The sequence below is a fragment of the Bacillus subtilis subsp. subtilis str. 168 genome, assembly GCF_000009045.1.
Taxonomy (GTDB): Bacteria; Bacillota; Bacilli; order Bacillales; family Bacillaceae; genus Bacillus; species Bacillus subtilis.
Genome location: NC_000964.3, coordinates 3,993,156 through 4,015,982 on the forward strand (window position 1 = coordinate 3,993,156; position 22,827 = coordinate 4,015,982).

20 protein-coding genes, 3 other RNA genes, 2 pseudogenes and 2 other annotated features are annotated in these 22,827 nt (G+C 46.0%); of the genes and pseudogenes, 13 read left to right on the forward strand and 12 right to left on the reverse strand.

What is annotated here, in order from left to right; genetic code table 11:
• Nucleotides 1–6 precede the first annotated feature (6 nt).
• The 9 genes from yxjM (at nucleotide 7) to yxjG (ending at nucleotide 7,331) form a co-directional block, all read left to right on the forward strand.
• Nucleotides 7–1,227 carry a two-component sensor histidine kinase [YxjL] gene (gene yxjM / locus BSU_38900; protein NP_391769.1) on the forward strand — a complete coding sequence of 407 codons (1,221 nt, stop codon included), beginning with the start codon at nucleotides 7–9 and terminating at the stop codon, nucleotides 1,225–1,227.
• Nucleotides 1,214–1,870 (forward strand): two-component response regulator [YxjM], encoded by a 657-nt coding sequence (yxjL, locus tag BSU_38910; protein NP_391770.1) that lies wholly within the window; start codon nucleotides 1,214–1,216, stop codon nucleotides 1,868–1,870. Before yxjM ends, yxjL begins: the two co-directional genes overlap by 14 nt.
• Before the next feature lie 49 nt (nucleotides 1,871–1,919).
• The gene (gene pepT / locus BSU_38920; protein ID NP_391771.1) at nucleotides 1,920–3,152 is read left to right on the forward strand and encodes a peptidase T (tripeptidase); all 1,233 of its coding nucleotides are present in this window, start codon (nucleotides 1,920–1,922) and stop codon (nucleotides 3,150–3,152) included.
• A gap of 521 nt (nucleotides 3,153–3,673) precedes the next feature.
• The gene (gene yxjJ / locus BSU_38930) at nucleotides 3,674–3,937 is read left to right on the forward strand and encodes a hypothetical protein (RefSeq protein ID NP_391772.1); all 264 of its coding nucleotides are present in this window, start codon (nucleotides 3,674–3,676) and stop codon (nucleotides 3,935–3,937) included.
• Nucleotides 3,938–4,065: 128 nt separating this feature from the next.
• The gene (gene yxjI / locus BSU_38940; RefSeq protein ID NP_391773.1) at nucleotides 4,066–4,554 is read left to right on the forward strand and encodes a hypothetical protein; all 489 of its coding nucleotides are present in this window, start codon (nucleotides 4,066–4,068) and stop codon (nucleotides 4,552–4,554) included.
• A gap of 65 nt (nucleotides 4,555–4,619) precedes the next feature.
• An RNA gene (gene mswI / locus BSU_misc_RNA_61) (S-adenosylmethionine riboswitch) lies at nucleotides 4,620–4,726 on the forward strand.
• An 82-nt stretch (nucleotides 4,727–4,808) separates the two neighbouring features.
• Entirely contained in the window at nucleotides 4,809–5,942 is a 1,134-nt protein-coding gene (yxjH, locus tag BSU_38950; protein ID NP_391774.2) for a putative methyl-tetrahydrofolate methyltransferase (biofilm formation), read from the forward strand.
• Nucleotides 5,943–6,010: 68 nt separating this feature from the next.
• An RNA gene (mswJ, locus tag BSU_misc_RNA_62) (S-adenosylmethionine riboswitch) lies at nucleotides 6,011–6,117 on the forward strand.
• Between the two features lie 77 nt (nucleotides 6,118–6,194).
• On the forward strand, nucleotides 6,195–7,331 hold the full coding sequence (gene yxjG / locus BSU_38960) for a putative methyltetrahydrofolate methyltransferase (biofilm formation) (RefSeq protein NP_391775.3): 1,137 nt from the start codon (nucleotides 6,195–6,197) through the stop codon (nucleotides 7,329–7,331).
• Nucleotides 7,332–7,383: 52 nt separating this feature from the next.
• Here yxjG and yxjF read toward each other — a convergent pair whose 3' ends face one another.
• The 5 genes from yxjF to rlmA all read right to left on the reverse strand — a co-directional run bounded on the left by yxjF (nucleotide 7,384) and on the right by rlmA (nucleotide 11,981).
• Nucleotides 7,384–8,157: a putative hydroxyacid dehydrogenase gene (gene yxjF, locus BSU_38970; RefSeq protein NP_391776.2), complete on the reverse strand. Its 774-nt coding sequence runs from the start codon at nucleotides 8,155–8,157 to the stop codon at nucleotides 7,384–7,386.
• A 16-nt stretch (nucleotides 8,158–8,173) separates the two neighbouring features.
• Nucleotides 8,174–8,824, reverse strand: coding sequence for an acetoacetyl CoA-transferase (subunit B) (gene scoB, locus BSU_38980; RefSeq protein NP_391777.1), 651 nt, complete (start codon nucleotides 8,822–8,824; stop codon nucleotides 8,174–8,176).
• On the reverse strand, nucleotides 8,821–9,537 hold the full coding sequence (gene scoA / locus BSU_38990; protein NP_391778.1) for an acetoacetyl CoA-transferase (subunit A): 717 nt from the start codon (nucleotides 9,535–9,537) through the stop codon (nucleotides 8,821–8,823). Before scoA ends, scoB begins: the two co-directional genes overlap by 4 nt.
• Before the next feature lie 23 nt (nucleotides 9,538–9,560).
• The gene (gene yxjC / locus BSU_39000; RefSeq protein ID NP_391779.3) at nucleotides 9,561–10,979 is read right to left on the reverse strand and encodes a putative acid metabolite permease; all 1,419 of its coding nucleotides are present in this window, start codon (nucleotides 10,977–10,979) and stop codon (nucleotides 9,561–9,563) included.
• 153 nt (nucleotides 10,980–11,132) lie between these two features.
• On the reverse strand, nucleotides 11,133–11,981 hold the full coding sequence (gene rlmA / locus BSU_39010) for a 23S rRNA m(1)G748 methyltransferase (class II) (protein NP_391780.1): 849 nt from the start codon (nucleotides 11,979–11,981) through the stop codon (nucleotides 11,133–11,135).
• Nucleotides 11,982–12,367: 386 nt separating this feature from the next.
• On the opposite strand from rlmA, the gene gswB reads away from it, so the two are divergent.
• Both gswB and nupG read left to right on the forward strand, forming a co-directional pair.
• An RNA gene (gene gswB / locus BSU_misc_RNA_63) (guanine riboswitch) lies at nucleotides 12,368–12,470 on the forward strand.
• 126 nt (nucleotides 12,471–12,596) lie between these two features.
• The gene (gene nupG / locus BSU_39020) at nucleotides 12,597–13,790 is read left to right on the forward strand and encodes a purine nucleoside transporter (protein NP_391781.2); all 1,194 of its coding nucleotides are present in this window, start codon (nucleotides 12,597–12,599) and stop codon (nucleotides 13,788–13,790) included.
• Nucleotides 13,791–13,831: 41 nt separating this feature from the next.
• Nucleotides 13,832–14,260: a sequence feature (Evidence 4: Unknown function but conserved in other organisms), on the reverse strand.
• On the opposite strand, the pseudogene yxiTc reads toward nupG, so the two are convergent.
• The 4 genes and pseudogenes from yxiTc to katE form a co-directional block, all read right to left on the reverse strand.
• A pseudogene (yxiTc, locus tag BSU_39029) lies at nucleotides 13,832–14,260 on the reverse strand. (Overlaps the previous feature by 429 nt.)
• Nucleotides 14,261–14,503 (reverse strand) — a sequence feature (Evidence 4: Unknown function but conserved in other organisms).
• Nucleotides 14,261–14,503, reverse strand: a pseudogene (gene yxiTn / locus BSU_39030). It overlaps the preceding feature by 243 nt.
• A 144-nt stretch (nucleotides 14,504–14,647) precedes the next feature.
• Nucleotides 14,648–14,938 carry a hypothetical protein gene (yxiS, locus tag BSU_39040; RefSeq protein ID NP_391783.2) on the reverse strand — a complete coding sequence of 97 codons (291 nt, stop codon included), beginning with the start codon at nucleotides 14,936–14,938 and terminating at the stop codon, nucleotides 14,648–14,650.
• A gap of 49 nt (nucleotides 14,939–14,987) precedes the next feature.
• Nucleotides 14,988–17,048: a catalase 2 gene (katE, locus tag BSU_39050; RefSeq protein ID NP_391784.2), complete on the reverse strand. Its 2,061-nt coding sequence runs from the start codon at nucleotides 17,046–17,048 to the stop codon at nucleotides 14,988–14,990.
• 200 nt (nucleotides 17,049–17,248) lie between these two features.
• Here katE and citH point away from each other — a divergent pair, with 200 nt between their 5' ends.
• Complete coding sequence (gene citH / locus BSU_39060; RefSeq protein NP_391785.2) at nucleotides 17,249–18,529, forward strand: secondary transporter of divalent metal ions/citrate complexes; 1,281 nt, start codon at nucleotides 17,249–17,251, stop codon at nucleotides 18,527–18,529.
• 157 nt (nucleotides 18,530–18,686) lie between these two features.
• On the opposite strand, the gene bglS is transcribed toward citH, so the two are convergent.
• The 3 genes from bglS to yxiP form a co-directional block, all read right to left on the reverse strand.
• Nucleotides 18,687–19,415: an endo-beta-1,3-1,4 glucanase gene (gene bglS, locus BSU_39070; protein ID NP_391786.1), complete on the reverse strand. Its 729-nt coding sequence runs from the start codon at nucleotides 19,413–19,415 to the stop codon at nucleotides 18,687–18,689.
• A gap of 295 nt (nucleotides 19,416–19,710) precedes the next feature.
• Nucleotides 19,711–20,544 carry a transcriptional antiterminator (BglG family) gene (gene licT / locus BSU_39080; protein NP_391787.2) on the reverse strand — a complete coding sequence of 278 codons (834 nt, stop codon included), beginning with the start codon at nucleotides 20,542–20,544 and terminating at the stop codon, nucleotides 19,711–19,713.
• A 95-nt stretch (nucleotides 20,545–20,639) separates the two neighbouring features.
• Nucleotides 20,640–21,320: a putative lipoprotein gene (gene yxiP, locus BSU_39090; protein ID NP_391788.1), complete on the reverse strand. Its 681-nt coding sequence runs from the start codon at nucleotides 21,318–21,320 to the stop codon at nucleotides 20,640–20,642.
• A gap of 206 nt (nucleotides 21,321–21,526) precedes the next feature.
• On the opposite strand from yxiP, the gene yxiO reads away from it, so the two are divergent.
• A complete protein-coding gene (gene yxiO, locus BSU_39100; RefSeq protein ID NP_391789.1) occupies nucleotides 21,527–22,813 on the forward strand; it encodes a putative efflux transporter in 1,287 nt (428 codons plus the stop codon).
• The last annotated feature ends 14 nt before the right edge of the window (nucleotides 22,814–22,827 follow it).

Here is a 22,827-nt window from a genome sequence, read left to right on the forward strand (position 1 = left end):
ACCAGCATGAACGGACAAACTCCGGCTCGGCACTACTACAAGAAGCTTGTGCCGAGCCTTATTCTCATTTTGAATTGCATACAATTTTTATCTCATCCAACTAAGGCTGATCCCATTTTGTTAGCATTTGTATTTGCGGTATACTTAGCATTCATTTGGATCATTCCCTATGTGGCATCCACTGCTGTTAGTTTGAGCATATTCATCGGACTCTGGCTCCTGACCGATTTCTTTTGGGCTGTTTCCGGCCAAGAGCAGGGTGCCGCCTATTTTTTGATTGTATTTTTAATGATATATGCCGCCTTTAGACTCCCTTCACGGCTATCCTTGATCTTCACAGCATGTTTAATTGGAGGCAACATATTACTCCTATCCTCACAAGGGGGAAGCTTGAATACCATCATCAGCAACATCTCGATCATGCTCGGTCTGTACGTCCTCTTCTCCTCCATGCGTTTCAGACGAGAAGCGAGAAGGGAGGCTGAACGGAATCATGCTGAATTGGCAAAAATGCATGTGCAGCTGGAGCATGCTCATAAAGAACTCCAGAAAGCGCATGCAGAGCTGCAGGAGGCTTCTGTTCTTTCATTAAGGTACGCGGTCCTTGAGGAACGTACAAGAATTGCCCGCGACATTCATGACAGCATCGGTCACGAGCTGACTTCTGTGATTGTTCAGCTTCAATCCCTTCCCTATATCCTTAAAAGCAGCAAGGAGGATTCAGAAAAAGTCATTCAAAATGTACTGAGTGTCGCCAGGGAGTGTCTTCAAGAAGTGCGGTCTGTTGTTCACCAAATGGGCCGTAGTGAATCGATGGTGGGGCTTACCGCTTTGCGGGGGCTCATTCATCAAGTGGAGGAACGGAGCGGCTTGCACGTTTCTTTAGATACTGCCGGACTGTCAGAAGAGTCTTGGCCTCCAAACGTGAGCGAAACGATCTACCGCATCTTGCAGGAAGCGCTGACCAATATCATTCGTCACGCTGACGCTTCTCATGCGGCGGCCGTCATTTCTAATGACAAGTCCCATCTCTATGTCACAATCACCGACGACGGACAATTCACCGGCAGCCTTACTTATGGATTTGGCCTGACAGGAATGAAAGAGCGCGCAGAAAAAGCAGGCGGTTCCCTTACTTTCAGTGCCGTACAGCCGAGCGGCCTGAAAATTGAGCTGTCATTGCCGCTCATGACAACGAATAAGGAGCAAAAAGATGAACAAAGATAAAATACGCGTAGCGCTTGCCGATGATCAGCCGCTTGTGCGTGAAGGCTTCCGCTACGTCATCAACGCACAGACGGATATGACGGTTTCTGGCGAGGCCGGCGACGGTCACGATATTATAGCACTCGCAAAACAAACAAAACCCGATGTCATCCTCATGGATGTCCAGATGCCGCGTTGCTCAGGCATCGAAGCGGCGAAAGACATTATGTCCGCACTTCCAAATACAAAGATAGTCATTTTAACCACCTTTGACACGGAAGAATACGTATTTGAAGGCATCCGTGCGGGCGCAGTCGGCTATCTGCTGAAGGATACACTTCCTGAGGAGTTGATAGATGCGATTCGCGCTGCGGCCAGAGGCGAGGCGATTTTCCGTACAGTCACAGCTGCTAAAATCATCAGTGAGACATTTCGGGCGAAACAGCAAACTCATGCCGAAGAACTGGCAGAGCCGTTCACCAAAAGAGAGCTTGAGGTTCTTCAGCAAATGGCCTACGGACTGAGAAATGAGGATATTGCTGAAAAGCTTTTCGTCAGTGAAAGCACTGTGAAAACCCACGTGCACCGCATCCTGCAAAAATGCAATGCCCAAGACCGGACACAGGCAGTCGTTTTTGCCATTCGAAACGGTATTGTGCAATAGAAATCTCTCATCCCGCCATGCTAAAATAAGACAAAGGAGATGATTGGAAATGAAAGAAGAAATCATTGAACGGTTTACTACATATGTAAAAGTCGATACACAGTCCGATGAATCCGTTGACACTTGTCCTTCCACACCCGGCCAATTGACATTAGGAAACATGCTAGTTGATGAATTGAAGTCCATCGGCATGCAGGATGCAGCCATTGATGAAAACGGCTATGTCATGGCAACTCTTCCCTCCAATACTGAAAAAGACGTGCCGACAATCGGCTTTCTCGCTCACGTCGACACCGCTACAGACTTTACCGGCAAAAATGTGAATCCGCAAATCATCGAAAGCTATGATGGAAAAGACATCGTTCTTAACGAACAGCTGCAGGTCACCCTGTCACCTGATCAATTCCCTGAGCTGTCCGGCTATAAGGGCCATACACTCATCACCACAGACGGCACCACCCTTCTCGGCGCAGACAATAAGGCCGGTATCGCTGAAATCATGACAGCCATGGATTACCTCATCAAACACCCTGAAATCAAGCACGGCACAATCAGAGTCGCCTTTACGCCTGATGAAGAAATCGGAAGAGGGCCGCACAAATTTGATGTGAAACGGTTCAATGCATCCTTTGCCTACACGGTTGACGGCGGGCCGCTCGGCGAGCTTGAATATGAAAGCTTCAATGCCGCTGCCGCAAAAATTACGATTAAAGGCAACAACGTACATCCCGGAACAGCTAAAGGAAAAATGATCAACTCTGCGAAAATCGCGATGAAGCTGAACAGCCTGCTGCCGGCAGACGAAGCGCCTGAATATACGGAAGGTTATGAAGGCTTCTACCACCTGCTGTCGATTCAAGGAGACGTAGAGGAAACAAAGCTCCACTACATTATCAGAGACTTTGACAAAGAGAATTTCCAAAACAGAAAAGAAACAATGAAGCGTGCCGTTGAAGAACTTCAAAACGAATACGGGCAAGACCGGATTCTGCTGGATATGAACGACCAATACTACAACATGAGAGAGAAAATTGAACCTGTCATCGAAATCGTCAACATTGCCAAGCAAGCGATGGAAAACCTCGGCATCGAACCGAAGATTTCCCCCATCCGCGGCGGAACCGACGGATCACAGCTGTCCTACATGGGGCTTCCGACGCCAAACATCTTTACAGGCGGGGAAAACTTCCACGGCAAATTTGAATACATCTCAGTTGACAACATGGTCAAAGCCGTAAATGTCATCGTTGAGATTGCAAAGCAGTTTGAAGCGCAAGCATAACGCCAAAAGCCAGTCCAAAAAAGGACTGGCTTTTTTGTGTGAAAATGAAACATTTTAAACACGTCCTCCGTAAAACAAGTATCAACAAATGAGGAGGAAAAACAATGACAAAACATGCAATCGCTGCCAAGAGTCTCTTGAAAAAATGGATCATTTCCAGGCCGCTTAACATGAAAAAGAAATCCAGCCCATTTCAAAAAATCAGAAAAATGTTCAAACGCTTCTTCAAATAAAACATCAAATCCCCTAAATACAATCCGTATTCACCCGTACCGCCCAAATGCTCCGTAATTTGGGTTTTTTGTGTTCAATTCCGCAAAATAGGGTATAAACCAAACAAGCAAGAAAACAGCACCCAAAAACAGGTAATTCGAATTACGTAAACTTAGGTTAAAAGTTATATAAAGGAATTTATTTTATCGTCGATAGTAACTATAGAACCAATCATCAACAAGAGCAAACAGCGTAATTCAAGACTATTTTCAGGTCATCAGGTAATACTGTTTTAGAGGGACAGTTTCTTGTTATTTATTGATTTAGAATTTTTTGAATACTTTTTGGCATTTTATCCGTACAATAGAGAGTACCAAAACTTTTTTTGGGAGGTATGTAATATGATCCTATTTATTATCATCGCATTATGCGGCTATCTTCTTTTTTCTTTCAGCAAGGACAATCGCCGCAAACCGCAAAAGACAAGCCCTCTGCCAGCAGCCGCACCTCATCACAACAACCTAATCGACCTTGACGCCATCCGCCAAAAACGCCGGATGCATCTTTCCTAATTCTATATTTCAAACGAAAAGGCTGCTGAATCACGCAGCCTTTTAAAATTGTTTTGATTTAGAGCCTGAAACCTTTTCGCCACCTATCCGTAATTTCATACAAGGCAAACCCAAAGGAGACTTCAGCAATGATCGAGTTATTTATGAAACAAAAAATGTTCTCATTTAAAGATGCATTTCACATTTATGACCGGGATGAACAAGAAACATTCAAGGTGGAGGGGCGTTTTTTCTCGTTAGGAGACTCATTACAAATGACAGACTCATCTGGGAAAACGCTCGTTTCCATAGAACAAAAACTAATGTCTTTATTGCCGCGCTATGAGATTTCAATTGGCGGGAAAACAGTTTGTGAGGTAACGAAGAAAGTAACGTTTTCCAAACCGAAATTTGTGATTTCCGGGCTTAACTGGGAAATAGATGGTGATTTATGGAGGGATGAATTCCAACTGACGGACGGGGAAAATGTCCGGATGTCAGTGAGCAAAAAGTGGCTCAGTTGGGGTGATTCCTATCACTTGCAGATTGCATACGAGGAAGATGTTCTGATTTGCACTGCCATCGCTATCGTGCTTGATATGGTTTTATATAACGATGAAGATGAAAGTATTTTCTAAAAAGCATTGACAATTGATCCAAAAGTAATAATATTAAGATAATTGAAATCTGAATATGAAGTTGTACCTTATCAAGAGAGGTGGAGGGACTGGCCCTATGATACCCGGCAACCGCTGTTTCAAACAGAATGGTGCTAAATCCTTAAGAACATTGCGTTCTTGCAGATGAGGCGGAGATTTGATCGTTCAAGCTCTTCCTTACACAAAGGAAGAGCTTTTTACATGCTTAATATTTCAGAAAAGAGGCGAATAACATGGCTCAACAAACGAATGTTGCAGGACAAAAAACAGAAAAACAACGCAAAGCACCTTTCCGCGCCGATCATGTCGGCAGCTTGCTTCGTTCCGTTCCGGTAAAGGAAGCCCGGCAAAAAAAAGCGGCTGGTGAGATGACAGCGGAACAGCTTCGTGATATCGAAAATCAAGAGATCACCCGCATCGTGGAAAAACAAAAAGAAATCGGTCTCGATGTGGTAACAGACGGGGAATTCCGGCGTTCCTGGTGGCATTATGACTTCCTGGAAGGGCTTGACGGTGTGGAACCGTTCATCCCGGCTGAGGGGATTCAGTTCCATAACACAAAAACGAAAGCGCGCAGCATCAAAGTGACGGGAAAACTCGATTTTACGAGCCACCCAGCGCTCGGTGATTATCAATTTTTACATGAGATTGCCGGTAACGCGACGCCAAAATTGACCATTCCCAGTCCAAATATGCTGTTTTTTGGCGAAAAGGCGGATAAAGGGATTTATGACGATCAAGAGGAATACTTTCATGATATGGCCCAAGCGTACAAAAAAGCAATCAAAGCCTTCTATGATGCTGGCTGCCGTTATCTCCAGCTTGATGATACGTCATGGTCTCTCTTCTTTGAGGACAAAGGCAGAGAGGTTGTCCGGGCGCTCGGCGGTGATCCAGAAACATTGCCAGCCATATTTGCCAAAACAATTAACGATGCCGTCGCAGACCGGCCTGACGATTTAACGATCACAATGCACATTTGCCGCGGCAACTTCCGCTCAACCTGGGCGGCATCAGGAGGGTACGACGCTGTAGCGGAAACGATTTTGGACGGCTTAAACCTTGACGGCCTTTTCTTGGAATACGATGATGACCGCTCCGGAAACTTTGATCCGCTCCGTTTTGTGAAGCGCAAGGATCTGCAAATTGTGCTCGGCTTGATCACATCGAAATACGGCGAGCTTGAAAATCCTGAGGATGTGAAACGCCGTATCAATGAAGCCGCGCGTTTTGTCAGCTTGGACCAGCTATGCCTGAGCCCGCAGTGCGGTTTCGCCTCTACAGAAGAAGGCAACCTTCTGACAGAGGAGCAGCAATGGGCAAAGCTGCGCCATGTCATCGACATTGCCAACGATGTGTGGAGATAATCTATCATTGACAGAAATAGAAAATGTGTGAATAATAGATACTATCAGAAAATTTAATAAAAAGGTTTTCCTTATCAAGAGAGGTGGAGGGACTGGCCCTGCGATACCCGGCAACCGCTGTTTAACAGAATGGTGCTAAATCCTTTAGAGCAATGATTGCTCTTGAAGATAAGGTTGAGATTGTCACGCAAGCTCTTCCTTATCCAAAGGAAGAGCTTTTTTATATTTGAATGGAAAGAAGGAATGGACAACATGTCACAACAAACAACACCCGCAGAACAAAAATCACTTCAAAGAAAAAAACCGCCGTTTCGCGCGGATCAAGTCGGAAGCCTGCTAAGATCTGAGCCCGTCAAAAAAGCGCGGCTGCAAAAAGCGGCCGGCGAAATGACCGCTGAGCAGCTTCGCCAAATTGAAAACGACGAAATCATCCGCATTGTGGAAAAACAGAAGGAAACCGGCCTGAACGTCGTGACAGACGGTGAATTCCGCAGAGCATGGTGGCACTTTGATTTCCTGGAAAACTTAGATGGCGTTGAGCCGTTTACTCCTGAGCAAGGCATTCAATTCCATAACGTACAGACAAAAGCACGCGGCATTAAAGTCACAGGCGATATCGACTTTTCAACTCACCCAATGCTTGAAGATTACTCATTTCTCCATAGCATTGCCGGTGACGCGACGCCAAAGATGACGATTCCAAGTCCGAATATGCTGTTTTTCCGCGGAAAACTGGAAAAGGATGAATACAAAAACGATTATCAACTTTTCCAGCACGATGTATCCAAAGCATATAAAAAAGCGATTCAAGCGTTTTATGACAGAGGCTGCCGCTACCTCCAGCTTGATGATACAGCGTGGGCCGTTTTCTTATCAGAAAAAGGCTTAAAACAAATCGAAGCGTTCGGAACAACGCCTGACGAGCTTCGCCAGCTGTTTGCGAAATCCATTAACGACGCGATTGCAGACCGCCCGGATGACTTGACGGTAACCATGCATATTTGCCGCGGCAACTTCCAGTCCACTTGGACAGCGGAAGGCGGCTATGACGCAGCAGCCGAAACCATTTTTGACGGCTTGAATCTTGACGGACTTTTCTTAGAGTATGATGATTCACGCTCAGGCGGATTTGAGCCGCTCCGTTACGTAAAACGGTCTGATCTTCAGCTTGTTCTTGGCTTAGTGACATCTAAATTCGGTGAGCTTGAAAATCCGGATGACGTGAAACGCCGTATCGAAGAAGCGTCCCGTTATGTAAGCTTAGACCAGCTTTGCCTCAGCCCTCAATGCGGATTCGCTTCAACTGAGGAAGGCAACAAGCTGACTGAAGAACAGCAATGGGCGAAGCTCCGCCATGTGGTTGAGATCGCTAATGATGTTTGGAAATAAGCAAAGAAAAAAACACACTTGATTCCCTAGCGGAGCAAGTGTGTTTTTTATGTCATTGTGCGGTGTAGCCCCCATCAAGGACGACAGCCTGCCCAGTGACGCCCTTCGCCTTCTCGCTTGCCAAAAACACGGCATAATCCGCAATTTCCTTGACGGAAAGCAGTCGCTTTTGCGGCACAAGCGGAAAAATGACTTGTTCAAGTACAGAGTCGTAAGGGACATTTCTAGTTTTCGATAGATCGCTAAGCTGATTGCGTACAAGCTGGGTATCGACATAACCCGGACAGAGCGCATTGACTGTTATGCCGTGGGGCGCGCCTTCCAGCGCCCCTACTTTTGTGAGTCCAATGACGCCGTGCTTGGCGCTATTATAAGCGGATTTCCCTGCAAAGCCCACTAATCCATTAACAGACGCAATATTAATGATTCTGCCAAACTGCTGTTTTTTCATGATCGGAAAAACATGCTTCATTGCAATAAAGGGAGCCGTCAGCATGACCTTGATCAGCTGTTCAAAGGTGTCTGTCGGAAACTCTTCAATCGGAGCGACGTGCTGAATACCGGCATTGTTCACCAGAATATCCAAGCGGCCGTATTGTTTTTGGATGACGTTCACCGTATCAGCAACTTGCGCTTCCTTTGTCACATCATACGGAATGGCCGCCGCGTCAAAGCCTTCTTCTGCAAGCTTGGAGGCTGCTTTTTCACATGCTTCCGGACGGAGGTCTGAAACGATGACGCTGGCACCTTCCCGGGCGAATTCTCTTGCGATTTCGAATCCGATTCCGCCGGCAGCCCCTGTCACCAAAGCGACTTGTTTTCTCATGTCAAACACCTTCCCATTAAGAATTGAGTACAGACTGGCTTACAGCGAAATCAGCTTCTGTTTTTTCATAAACCTCTTCAATTGTGACACCATCCTGAAGCTCCGTCAGTGTCATGCGGCCGTTCACAAAATCAAATACAGCCAAATCCGTAATCAGCCTGTGTACGACTTTCTGGCCTGTCAGCGGAAGGGAGCATGTTTTTTTCACCTTTGATTCACCATGCTTATTGACGTGCTCCATGATGACAACGATTCGTTTCGCCCCGTTGACGAGATCCATGGCGCCGCCCATCCCTTTTACCATTTTGCCCGGGATCATCCAATTGGCCAAATCCCCCTGCTCCGAAACCTCCATTCCGCCGAGAATAGCTAAATCGATATGCCCGCCTCTTATCATCGCGAATGACTCAGCGCTGTCAAAATAAGAGGCGCCTGTCACTTCAGTGATCGTTTCCTTTCCCGCATTGATCAAATCCGCGTCTTCCGTTCCTTCCAGAGGATAGGGGCCAATTCCGAGCAAGCCGTTTTCCGACTGAAGCATGACGTGAACGCCATCGGGTATCTCATTTGCGACAAGCGTCGGCATTCCAATCCCGAGATTCACATTCATGCCGTCCTTGATTTCTTGTACAGCCCGTTTGACCATTCGTTTTCTCGCTTCCTTCACTTGGCCTCACCCTTTCCCGATGCTTGCTGAACTGTTCGTTTTTCAATCCGTTTTTCTTGGCTCGCGCCAAGCACGACATGCTGTACGTAAATTCCCGGCGTATGGATGTGATCTGGATCGAGCTCTCCTGCTTCCACGATTTCTTCCGCCTCGGCAATCGTGATCTTGCCTGCCATGGCGGCAATGGGATTGAAATTTCTCGCCGTTTTCCTAAAAATCAAATTGCCCATGGTGTCCGCTTTCCACGCTTTGACGATCGCCACATCGCCGGTAATGCCTCGCTCCAGCACATAAGTCCGGCCGCCGAATGTTTTATGTTCTTTTCCCTCGGCTATGGAGGTGCCGACGCCTGTCGCCGTATAAAATCCCGGTATGCCTGCACCGCCTGCACGAATTCTCTCAGCGAGCGTTCCTTGGGGAACAAGCTCTACCTCAAGCTCTCCGCTTAAAAACTGCCGCTCAAAAATTTTATTTTCACCGACATAGGAAGCGATCATTTTCTTGATTTGCTTGTTAGCCAGAAGCAAACCAAGCCCCCAGTCATCGACTCCGCAGTTATTGCTGACAACGGTTAAATCCTTTACTCCCTGATCTCTTATAGACAAAATGAGCTGTTCAGGGATGCCGCACAGCCCAAACCCTCCCGCGATCAGCGTATCCCCATCATGAATCAGTTTCGCAGCTTCCTTGCTTGATGACAGCACTTTTCCCATATTGATGCCCCTTTCGTTTTCTTCTACACTAGACCAGTCAGGCTGTAAATCGCGATCACAGCAAATACGGCAGCCGTTTTAATGAGCGTGATCGCAAAAATATCGCGATAGGATTGCCGGTGGGTCAAACCCGTCACGGCCAGAAGCGTGATAACGGCGCCATTATGCGGCAGTGTATCCATCCCGCCTGATGCCATTGAAATGACCCGATGCATCACCTCTGGCGGAATATTGTAAGCCTGAATCGCCTGTAAGTATTGTTCTGACATCGCGCTTAACGCAATGCCCATTCCTCCCGAAGCCGAGCCGGTGATTCCCGCCAGCGCAGTTGTCGTAACGGCGCCATTTACAAGCGGATCGGTAAAAGTATGTGAAATTCCGCTGCTCAGCTTATGAAACCCCGGCAGCGCGGCGATAATGCCGCCGAACCCGTACTCAGCACCCGTATTCATAGATGCCAGCAAGGCGCCGCCAATTCCTTCATTCAGCCCTTCCTTCAATTGGGCAAACACACTTCTCCAATCAAATAATATCGTTGTGATGATGCCAATCACTAAAGCAATCTCCACCGACCAAATAGCAGCCGCTGAAGAAATATCAAGCCTGCCGAACTCCTTTAATCCTATGGAAGAAAAATCAAATCCATTCGGATACCACTTTGGCAGGTAAATGGTGAAATATTTATTCACTGCACCGACGAGAATAAGCGGGACAAAGGCAAGCGCGTGCCGAATCGGGCTTTTGTCCGGTTCAGCCGCGGACTCAATCGATTCAGGAGCAGGAGCATTCTGCGAATCAAAACCGCCATAGCCTTCGCCAGATGCCTGCGCTTTCTTCCGCCTTGATTCCAAATAGAGCATCCCAGCTGCCAGCACAATCACTGCGCCCATCAAACCCAGCCAAGGGGCGGCATAAATGTCTGTTTTGAAAAACGACGTCGGGATGACATTTTGGATTTGCGGCGTTCCCGGAAGTGCGTCCATCGTAAACGTAAAAGCTCCTAAAGCAATCGTACCCGGGATGAGGCGTTTTGGTATGTTTGCTTCTTGGAACATGTTTTTCGCAAAAGGATATACAGCAAATACGACAACAAACAGGCTGACACCGCTGTACGTCAAGACAGCACCCATCAGCACAATGGCAAGTATCGCTCTTTTTGCCCCGACAAGCCGGACAATTGTTTTCGCGATTGATGCCGCAAGCCCGGCCATTTCAACGACCTTTCCAAAAATAGCACCGAGCAAAAACACTGGGAAATACAGCTTAATAAAACCCGCCATCTTCTCCATAAAAATTGATGAAAAAAAAGGAAGCACATGGCTTGGATCTGTCAGCAGCACCGCGAATAACGCGCAAATCGGCGCAAACAATATGACAGAAAATCCCCGATACGCCGTAAACATCAGCAAACCTAACGCCAATAGAATGATGATCAGTTCCACACACACATCCCCCGTTTCCGCGAACTAGAAAGCGTTTACAAAAACCTGTCCGCATCGGCTGTTTCCGTCCCCTTTCCATATGTACGAGAAGCGTGGGCCAACTATTCCGATTAAAAAAGGAAAGCTCCTTTTTTCGGAGCTTTCCTCTACCATTCATTTCATTCCTATTAGGATATCAACATCAACCGTAATATCGGCTGATTTCATCTCTTTCAGCAGGCTGACTCGATCTTTCGGCGCCGACCAGGCAAGCGGCGTCATCTTGAGAAGCCAGTGGATCGCCTGCTGGTCAAGCGTTTTAACATAGCGCAGCCTGACAGGACGGCTGTGTGCTGCATTTGCTGTAAAACGCTCAACTGCTGCCGTATTGGAATACGTGCGCCTTGGTGAATCAGTATATAAAAATTGCCTTAATTCTATTAAATAGTCGCTTCGCGGCACTACTTTTATGAGCATGCCATCATTCTTCAGCAGTCTATGAAACTCTGCATAATTGGACGGCGAAAAAATAGACAGAACAACATCAAATTGGCGATCATGAAAAGGAGCACGCGCCACATCGGCAACCGCCCACATCAGATCTTTGAATGCCTTAGAAGCTTTTAAGATCCCGTCCTTCGAAAGATCTATGCCGGTTCCTATCGCTGCTTTCCCTGCATAATCAAACCCGCAAAGCGCATTCAAATGAGAACCCTCACCGCAACCGCTGTCCAAGATGGTGAATGCCTCATGACCAGATTTGGGATGACTGATGAGCTCTGCAATCGCATCATGGAGCGGGTCAAAAAAACCACATTCTCCAATCAGCCTGCTCCTCGCTTCAAAAAGCTCGGCACCGTAACTGGTTTTGACCGGCTTCGTCAGAAAGTTCACGTAGCCGTGCCGAGATAGATCAAATGTATGTCCTCGTTCTGTACAAATCAAGCTTTTCCCTGATGCCGCATCCATAGAAGAATCGCAGAGCGGGCATCGAAACATGCTGAAATCAACTGTTCGCTTCATGATAAAAAACACCCCATTCATTCATTTTTAGATAAATGAAAAAGGCATAGACAAATAAACCTAGGCCTATCTCAAAAATTGGCCAGGTCTGGCAGTTTGTCTACACCTGTCATTATCTATAACGAATGAATTGGATAATCATGAAAAAAACTCCCTTTCTGCTGTATGGGTTTCCCCGTTTCCATCATACAACAAATATCCAGGAGCTGGAACCTTATAGTGAAGAAAAATCAGTACTGACATGCTGGTATCCCGCCAACATCATATCAGCATAGCAATCCAGCATGTTTTTCCTTTATTTTCTCATTTTAGAATATAAATTTTATTATTGTGAAAATAGTTAAAAAGGTTGATTTTCAAAAAGTGAAAGGATAAAATACTGCTATCATCTTAGAAAAAGACATTCTTGTATATGATCAGTAATATGGTCTGATTGTTTCTACCTAGTAACCGTAAAAAACTAGACTACAAGAAAGTTTGAATAAATTTGAACGAGTTGAAAAGGACAAGTTCTTTTCTGTTTGCTCTTATTTTTCACACTTTCTGCACTTCCAGAATTTGTGAAGGATAAGAGCTTTTTTTGTTTCCATAATAACCCTCATAGGAGTTGCTATCATGTACTTTTTACTAAACCTTGTCGGTCTCATTGTGATTATGGCAGTTGTATTCCTATGTTCTCCGCAGAAAAAGAAAATCAAGTGGCGCCCGATCATTACGTTAATTGTTCTGGAATTGCTGATTACTTGGTTTATGCTGGGAACAAAAGTCGGAAGCTGGGCCATCGGTAAAATCGGTGATTTCTTCACTTGGCTGATTGCTTGCGCCAGTGACGGTATCGCGTTTGCCTTTCCGTCAGTGATGGCGAATGAAACAGTAGACTTTTTCTTTAGTGCGCTTCTTCCAATTATCTTTATCGTCACATTCTTTGATATTTTAACGTATTTCGGCATTTTGCCTTGGCTGATTGATAAAATCGGATGGGTGATTTCAAAGGCTTCCCGCTTGCCGAAATTAGAAAGCTTTTTCTCTATTCAAATGATGTTCCTTGGAAATACCGAAGCACTTGCGGTCATCCGCCAGCAGCTTACGGTTTTAAGCAACAACCGCCTGCTCACATTCGGTTTAATGAGCATGAGCAGCATCAGCGGCTCCATTATCGGATCTTATCTTTCAATGGTGCCTGCGACATACGTGTTTACAGCCATTCCTTTGAACTGCTTAAACGCGCTGATTATCGCAAACCTGCTGAATCCTGTTCACGTGCCGGAGGATGAAGATATCATCTATACACCGCCTAAAGAAGAGAAGAAAGACTTTTTCTCTACGATTTCTAACAGTATGCTTGTCGGCATGAACATGGTTATCGTTATTTTGGCAATGGTGATCGGATATGTCGCATTAACGTCAGCAGTTAATGGCATTCTTGGCGTTTTCGTACATGGCCTGACCATCCAGACAATTTTTGCTTATCTGTTCAGTCCGTTCGCATTCCTGCTTGGACTGCCAGTGCACGATGCGATGTATGTTGCTCAGCTGATGGGCATGAAATTAGCAACGAACGAGTTTGTTGCGATGCTTGACTTGAAAAACAATCTCAAATCCCTTCCGCCTCACACCGTTGCGGTGGCGACGACATTCCTGACGTCCTTTGCAAACTTCAGTACTGTCGGCATGATTTACGGCACGTACAATTCGATCCTTGACGGAGAAAAGTCAACGGTCATCGGGAGAAACGTGTGGAAACTGCTCGTCAGCGGAATTGCGGTATCTTTATTAAGTGCTGCGATTGTCGGCCTGTTTGTGTGGTAGAAACATTGAGCCATATCCCTTTTCGGATATGGCTCTTTTCATTATTGATAAATAGAGGCTGGCACCTGCACATCCCGGATTCCCGCTGCATAAGGCCCCAAGTCATACTGGCCGAAGACGATGGCGATCCCGTTTGCCGTAAAGTAAAACATTGTGTCTCTGTTTAGGGTTATATCCTCTTTCTTTACATCAGAGAAAAACAGCACATCGTGTTTTTTGATATAGCTATATAGGTAATCTCTCGTTTTGCTGACTTTTGTTTTGGTGTTCAGAATCTGATCCAGCGTCACCCGCTTTTGTGCTTTCAAGTCATAGTTGAAGGACTGGACAGACGTTAGACCGTGGGCGCCCCCTGAATAGATATAATTGAGTGTTTGAATGCTGAGCTTGCCTGCCGCATTGTATTTGACGCTGAAGGATGTTTGATATTCCCGTTTTAAAGCCCTGCTGTTCGCCTGCTTTTTTGTTTTTCAGGTATTCCTGATACGATTGTTCATGTAGGCTTTCAGCTCTTGATTGATTTTCTTTTCAAACGCGGCATTCCCGACGTGATGCACTTGTGGATACGTTAACTCCTTGATCTTTTTGTACGTATGGGTGCTGACAGTCGGTGTTTTCGCTTGAACTGCTTTTAAAGATGGGGCCGCATATGCAAATACAGAAAAAAGCAAGACTGCAATGCCCGCGGCTTTCAGCATGTTATTCCATTTCATACAATCTACTCCTTTGATGTCGTTGTTTATCATTCCCTTATTTAAGCAATACACACTTTTATAGACTGATTAAATCGAAAGAAGTTTCTAGGTCTAACAGCATGATTTTTCCAATAAAAAAAGAGACACAGGATGTCTCTTTTTTTACTGTTTGCGCCCAGAAATCGCTTCATGAAGGGCTTGTGCCAAATCTGTATTTCCGAACATCTCTAATACCGCAATGACAGTCTGGTCCGGAATGTGCTCTGCTTCGTGTTTTGGCACGACCAGATCGTCCATGGTTTTTTTCAAGCTTTCATTCAGCTTTTGCTGCGGATACGCTTTGGCGTACAGCTCCATCGGATCAAGATCATGGTTCACGCACCACTGGGCAAACACCAAAATCATCATATTTTCATCGCGTTCGTAAGCTTCAGTGAGCTGTTTTTCGTTCATTTGTCATGCTCCTTATGAAAAGTATCTTCCTTAAAGATACAGGAGCCGATCAAATTCGTCTATCCCAATGGCGATGAGCAGCAACCGCATCGATAAATGCCTTGCTGAAAGCGGTGTAGTCAGGTTCATCTTTAGCCGTTACGATGCCTAGCCCCTCTGTTGTCCCGACAGAGGATTGAAGAAGGTCAATTCCTTCATTTGCCGCACCGATCGCCTTGTAGTGATTGTAAGCTTCTCTGATAAACGCCATCGCTTGTTTGTTGTCTTTTAACTCCAGTCCTCCTGCGGCATAGACGGCATCATACAGAACAGAATCAACCGTCAGGAACGTGCCGCTGGCCTCAAGCTGCTGTCCGCTGCCGCTTGTCATATACCCCAGATTTTGACTGATGATATCCACTGTGATTCCTTCTTGCTTTAAGGCTTCCAGTACTGTTTGCAGCTCTTTTTCATGAAATCCGTTTCCGGCGAGTACAGCGACTTTTCTTGTTGACGCGGTTTTCACTGTACGGGCTTGGCTTAACGCAGGCGAAGTAAGAATTTCTTTAGATGCTTTACGCTTCGCGGGCGCCGCCACGCCTACTCCTTTGGCGATTTCTTCTGCTAAATCTGCATCGACATTGCTGAAGACATCAACGACCTGCCGCTGTACGTCTTTGCTTTTGACCTTCCCGACCTCGAAGCAGAAAGCAGAAATGATGTGCTGTTTCTCCACAGGAGACATGCTGTTCCAGAAAAGCTTCGCCTGTGAGTAATAATCGTTGAAGCTGTCGCTTCGCTGGCGGATTTTTTTGCCCTCGACTTTTTCCTGATAGTGGACGTAGCCGCCTTCTTCAGCTGTCGCAGGCGACGGATCATTGTTTTGCAGTGAGTTTTTATGATAAGCGACAGGTCCCTTATTGATCGTCATCCGGTGATAGCCGTCGTATTGGTTGTTATGGAATGGACAGACCGGCCGGTTAATCGGAATCTCATGGAAGTTCGGGCCGCCAAGACGGATGAGCTGTGTATCCGTATAAGAGAAAAGCCGCCCCTGCAATAGCGGGTCATTGGTAAAATCGATGCCCGGCACGACATTTCCCGGGTGGAATGCGACTTGTTCTGTTTCCGCAAACACATTATCCTGATTGCGGTTCAGCGTCATTTTTCCAATGATCTTCACCGGCACAAGCTCTTCCGGCCACAGCTTAGTTGGGTCAAGAATATCAAAATCAAACTTGAATTCATCTTCCTCATCAATCATCTGCACGCCGAGCTCGTATTCAACCTTGCCGCCGTTTTCAATTGTTTCCCACAGGTCACGGCGGTGGAAATCTGGATCTTTCCCGGCAATTTTTTGCGCTTCATCCCATACGAGAGAATGCACGCCGAGCACCGGCTTCCAGTGAAATTTCACGAAACGTGCCTTTCCTTGTTCATTGACAAAACGGAACGTGTGAACGCCGAAGCCTTCCATCATTCTGTAGCTGCGCGGGATGCCTCTGTCAGACATCGTCCACATCACCATGTGGGCAGACTCAGGGTTATTGGCGACAAAATCCCAAAATGTATCGTGAGCAGTCGCAGCCTGAGGCATTTCATTGTGTGGCTCAGGCTTAAACGCGTGAACCAAATCCGGAAATTTGATTGCGTCCTGAATGAAAAACACCGGAATGTTATTTCCCACAAGGTCATAGTTTCCTTCTTCAGTATAAAATTTTGTCGCAAAGCCTCTGGCATCCCGCACCGTGTCTGCGGAGCCTTTAGAACCCGCAACCGTAGAAAAACGGACAAATACCGGTGTCTTCACCGAAGGGTCCTGAAGAAATTTGGCCCGTGTGTATTCCGTCATTGGTTCGTAAACCTGAAAAAAGCCATGCACGCCAAATCCGCGCGCATGCACAACGCGCTCCGGAATCCTCTCATGGTCAAAGTGCGTCATTTTCTCCCGGAAATGAAAATCCTCCATCAGCGTCGGGCCGCGAACCCCGGCTTTTAACGAGTGCTCATCCTCTGACACTCGCAAGCCTTGGTTTGTCGTCATTTTCTTCCCGCTGTTATCGGTCCTGTACTGCTCAAGCTGCTCGTCCTTTGAGTGTTCATTTACACGTTTGTTTTGGTCATCACTCATGTCTGCTCCCCCTTTTTAAAACGAAACATTCTACAGCACATTTACCCGTGGCGTTCTTCATATAAACTGCTAATCCGCTCATTAGGATTTTTGGTCTACATATAAATATGCGGTCATACACATTTGAAATAAGCCTTCTTCACAGAAAGAAAGGATGGAAGCGCTTACCAAAAAAGCTGTTGAATAGGGGAGGTCATATCATGCTTGCCATACTCGGTTTTGTGATGATGATTGTCTTTATGTACCTTATTATGTCTAACCGGCTTTCCGCTCTTATTGCTTTGATTGTCGTTCCTATTGTGTTTGCCCTGATCAGCGGATTTGGCAAAGATCTCGGCGAGATGATGATTCAGGGCGTTACAGACCTCGCCCCTACCGGTATCATGCTGTTATTCGCCATCCTGTATTTCGGCATTATGATTGACTCAGGCCTGTTTGATCCTCTCATTGCCAAAATCTTATCGTTTGTCAAAGGAGATCCGTTAAAAATCGCCGTAGGCACAGCGGTTCTGACCATGACCATTTCGCTGGACGGAGATGGGACAACAACCTATATGATTACCATTGCAGCGATGCTGCCTCTCTACAAACGGCTCGGCATGAACCGTTTGGTGTTAGCGGGAATAGCGATGCTTGGTTCGGGGGTTATGAATATTATCCCGTGGGGCGGGCCGACTGCGAGGGTTTTGGCTTCCTTAAAATTGGACACGTCAGAGGTCTTTACACCGCTGATTCCCGCTATGATCGCCGGCATTCTCTGGGTGATCGCCGTTGCTTATATCCTCGGAAAGAAAGAGCGGAAGCGGCTCGGCGTCATTTCGATTGATCACGCACCGTCTTCCGACCCGGAGGCCGCACCGCTCAAGCGTCCCGCTCTTCAATGGTTTAACCTGCTGCTGACTGTCGCTCTGATGGCCGCACTGATCACCAGCCTGCTGCCGCTCCCTGTTCTTTTTATGACTGCGTTCGCCGTTGCCTTGATGGTTAACTATCCAAATGTCAAAGAGCAGCAGAAACGAATCTCGGCGCATGCGGGTAATGCGTTAAACGTTGTCTCAATGGTGTTTGCTGCGGGCATATTCACAGGCATTCTCTCCGGCACAAAAATGGTGGATGCCATGGCGCATTCTCTCGTTTCACTCATCCCTGATGCCATGGGCCCGCACCTGCCGTTGATCACTGCGATCGTCAGCATGCCCTTCACCTTTTTCATGTCGAATGACGCCTTTTACTTCGGTGTCCTTCCCATCATCGCCGAAGCCGCTTCCGCTTACGGAATAGACGCCGCTGAAATCGGGAGGGCCTCCTTGCTGGGGCAGCCTGTGCATCTGCTCAGCCCGCTTGTGCCTTCCACCTATCTATTGGTAGGAATGGCAGGCGTCAGCTTTGGCGACCATCAAAAATTCACTATTAAATGGGCCGTGGGAACAACGATTGTGATGACCATTGCGGCGCTTTTGATTGGGATTATTTCTTTCTAAATGTATGAGCTTGATCGTAGCATTGAGTGAGTACGTGATTTACAGAGGGGAGAAGATCAAATAGGATATTATGAGTGAATAGAAGATTCATGCCAACAACTTCTCATTACAATCATAAGAGCCTGCTATATTGCAGCAGGCTCTTTCACATTTGGCATTATTTTTTTGTATAGCGCACCCAGTCATAATGAGCGTATAGCGGATTTACACCATTGTAGGAGCCAAGCCATTCATCGACACCCGTGCCATTCCACAAGTTCATCATGATCTTTCCAGGTGTTGTCGGAATTTGGTTTGTTGCAGTATGTTTTAATTGCCCGTCGACATACCATTTAATAGAGTTTGGCTGCCAATCGAATGCATACGTATGATAGGCATTGGCTGCATCAAACCCGAGATCAACAATCTTCTCATGGTTTCCTGCACCATTTGTATAATAGTTAAATTGAACCTTCGTTGTGTCTTTTCCTAAAAATTCGATATCAATCTCATCCCAAGGAGTTCCATCTGTTGGACCTGTGTAAGTGAAGAACGATGAAACGATCCCTGTGTTTTTAGCTGGTTTCATTCTGACTTCATAAAGTCCATAGCCATATGTTTGAACAGAACGGTTTTCCCCGCAGTCAAACTTGTTATAAGCTGGGCTTGTTAGCGCTAAACGCATTTCACCCAATGACGTCATTGATACGTTATTAGCCCGCCACGTGCAGTTGAACATATTTCCATTCGAATAACCATCTGCTTTTTGCCAAAAACCGGAGTTATAGCCGTTAAAAGGGTCAAAAAACGATCCACCTGTTTGAGCTGAGGCAGTAGCAGTGACTGCAAACAAACTCATAAACAATCCAGTGACAAGAAGCAGCAACACTCGTTTCAGATAAGGCATATTGGCATTCCCCTTTCATTGAAAGCGTTTTCTATGTTGATCTTACATGATTCTTTTAAAAGGGAACATCGGTCAAAATAATGATAATATCGAATCTTACTAACTTGAATCCTGTAACTATCATCATCTTCCCTCTGAAAAAAATAAAAACCTAAATTACCATCAGCACAGACAGAGATGATCCGCACTCATTGCAATTTAGGTTTTGCCTGCTTTATCAGTAACAATCCTACCATTTTCATATGTGAATGTAAGAAAAAGTGAACACAAGGAAACACAAATGTCAGCGCTCTCATTATGCTTGTTTAACTACCCTTTCTATGTGAATGGTTAAATACAGCAGCTCGTCACTTGTGAGCTTGTGCTCATACTCCCGCTCAATGTAGGTTTGGATTTTCTTCGTGCATTCATACGCGCGATGATACTTTTCTTTCACTGTATCCAGCAAAAAATCGTCCTGGCTTTCCATGTGAGTGCCGTTAAATAGACGCTGCGCGAAAAACTTTAAGTGGGTGACGAACCGATAATAGTGAAGCGATTCTTCGTTGAATTCAATCTTAAAATGGTATTTTACAATACTCAAAATCTCTTGCATGACTTTTGTAATGTTGATAATATTGGGCATCTCTTCATTCAGCTCGGCATTTACAATATGCAGAGCAATAAAGCCTGCTTCATCCTCTGGCAGAGACACACCAGTCTTGTTTTTTACCATAACCAACGCTTCTTTGCCGATCGCAAATTCGTCTTTGTAGAGCCGTTTTGTTTCCCACAGCAAGGCGTTTTTGATATCAAGCCCTTTCTGGTTGCGCTGGATGGCAAAGTTAATATGGTCGGTCAGCGACACATAGATGCTGTCGTTGAGCTTTTTGCCGAGCTGTAATTTTGCGTAGCTGATAATCTCTTCGGATACTTCCATACACTCGATCGGTATATCATACAAAAGGGTTTTGAACTTTTCTGATACATCCTTGTTATCGAGCGTGAACACTTTCTCAATGCGGGCTTCATCGACATCATCGCCGGACTTTTTCTGAAACGCGAGCCCCCTGCCCATGACGACCAATTCTTTCCCCTGTTCATTGACCACGCTGATCACATTATTGTTGATCACCTTCGCAATTTTCATGGCATGTCCCTCCAAATCTACTAAGAACAGACTATATCTTGATTGTACATTCTTTTTGTACTAGGTCAATATCATCAGGGAAAGACGGAAGCTGGTCAGTACAATTCACTCCGTACCTGCTGCCCGGGCTGTTTTTGAAGCAGCGCCTCCAGATGGCGTTCAAATGATGCCTTGTCAGCTTTCTGCTTTTTGACAATGCTGTTCATGATTTTAATGCTTTCAGCACTGTATTGTGTATATTGTTTTTTCAGCTGATCCAGCTGCTGTCTTGTCTTCTTCGCGTTTTTCGGTGTGACTTGGTTGATGAGTTTGATCATACTGTCTGCGGTCTCAAAAAAACCGGCTCTATTTTCTGTCAGCTGCTGAATTTCGATGCGGCTCATATCTTGATTACGCGTTTTTTGAAGCAAGGCAACCGCCTCGCTGTTTTGTTTTTTGAGCGATTTGTTCTCAAGCTTAATCGATTCGAGATTCTCCTTCGCAATGTCTGCTTCTTCTTCAGTCATGCTGATTCGCACGAAGTATTCTGGATTGCCGATTCCATAATCAAATGCTTCGCTCACTTGTATCATGGAACTGAACACAATGGCCAGCTGCCTGTCGCTTGCGAGGGCTTGGAAATCCTGCTTTTTCTTACTGCTCATCGGTTTGGCTGCGGTTTGTTTTACTGTCTTTTGATCACAGTCTGCGAACATCTGAGCCTCACCTTCACTTTCGCATGCGCTCATCACAAGAACTGTGACCAGCAGGCTTATACACAAGCCTATTCGCCTCATGCTCTGTCTCCTCTCTGCTGAATCCCTTCTGGAAAATACCATAAAATATAGTTAAATGGTACCAGATGCACCTAACCCCAGCAATAAATCAAAAGTATGATTTGAAGCGAAAAAACATAAATATTTTGTAAAAATTGACGTGCATTCCATTCTTTTCAGGCCCATTTCTCGTACAATAGAAGTATCGTTACCGGAGAGGGGCTCTGATGATGAAACGTTTTACGAAACAAGAAAACAGCTGGGTGTTATATGACTGGGCAAATTCAGCTTACTCAATTGTCGTGACCACCGCGGTATTTCCGTTATTTTATAAATCAGCAGCTGCGGAAAGCGGTGTCAGCGCCGCTCAATCGACTGCCTATCTGGGCTATACCATTGCGATTTCAACGTTTATTCTTGCGATGCTCGGCCCTATTTTAGGCACAATCGCCGACTATGAAGGGTGCAAGAAAAAGTTCTTCGGTTTCTTTGTGTCAGCCGGTGTCGCCAGCACCGCGATGCTCGCCTTTATCCCTAGTGAACATTGGCTGCTATTGTTGCTGTTTTATACGGTATCGGCTATCGGTTTTTCCGGCGCCAATGTGTTTTATGATGCCTTTCTCGTGGACGTCACGCCTGAGAAGCGGATGAATCTCGTCTCGGCACGGGGTTTTGGCTTAGGATACATTGGAAGCACGATTCCATTTATCATCAGTATTGCTGTCATCCTGCTCGCACAAGCAGAGACTATTCCAGTGTCTGTATCGGCCGCAAGCCAGCTGTCCTTCTTCATAACGGCTGCCTGGTGGGGGCTGTTCACCATCCCAATGATTAAACATGTCCATCAACGCTATTACATCAAAAAAGAACCTCATATTGTCATCAACAGCTTTAAGCGGCTCGGCCAAACGATGAAACGGATCAGGCAATACCGGGCACTTTTCCTCTTCTTGCTCGCTTATTTCTTTTATATCGACGGAGTCGGCACGATTATTACGATGTCGACATCCTATGGATCAGATTTAGGGATCGGCTCCTCAAGCCTTCTGATCATCCTATTTGTCACCCAGGTAGTCGCCGCGCCGTTTTCGATTATATACGGAAAACTGGCAGAACGCTTCACGGGGAAGACCATGCTGTACGTCGGGATCGTCATTTATATGATCGTCTGCGTGTATGCCTATTTTATGGAGACAACGCTTGATTTCTGGATACTGGCTATGCTTGTCGCCACCTCGCAAGGCGGTATTCAAGCCCTAAGCCGTTCCTATTTCGCCAAGCTTGTGCCAAAGCGCCACGCCAATGAATTCTTTGGCTTCTACAACATTTTTGGAAAATTCGCCTCAATTATGGGGCCGCTGCTCATTGCCGTTACCGCCCAGCTGACCGGTAAATCCTCGACTGCGGTGTTCAGCCTGATCATTTTGTTTGTGATTGGTATTGTGATTCTTGCCTTTGTTCCCGAGGAAACCAGCACAGATGTCAGCCAGCAGCAAAATGACCTGCCCCTTTAACTGGGAGCAGGTCA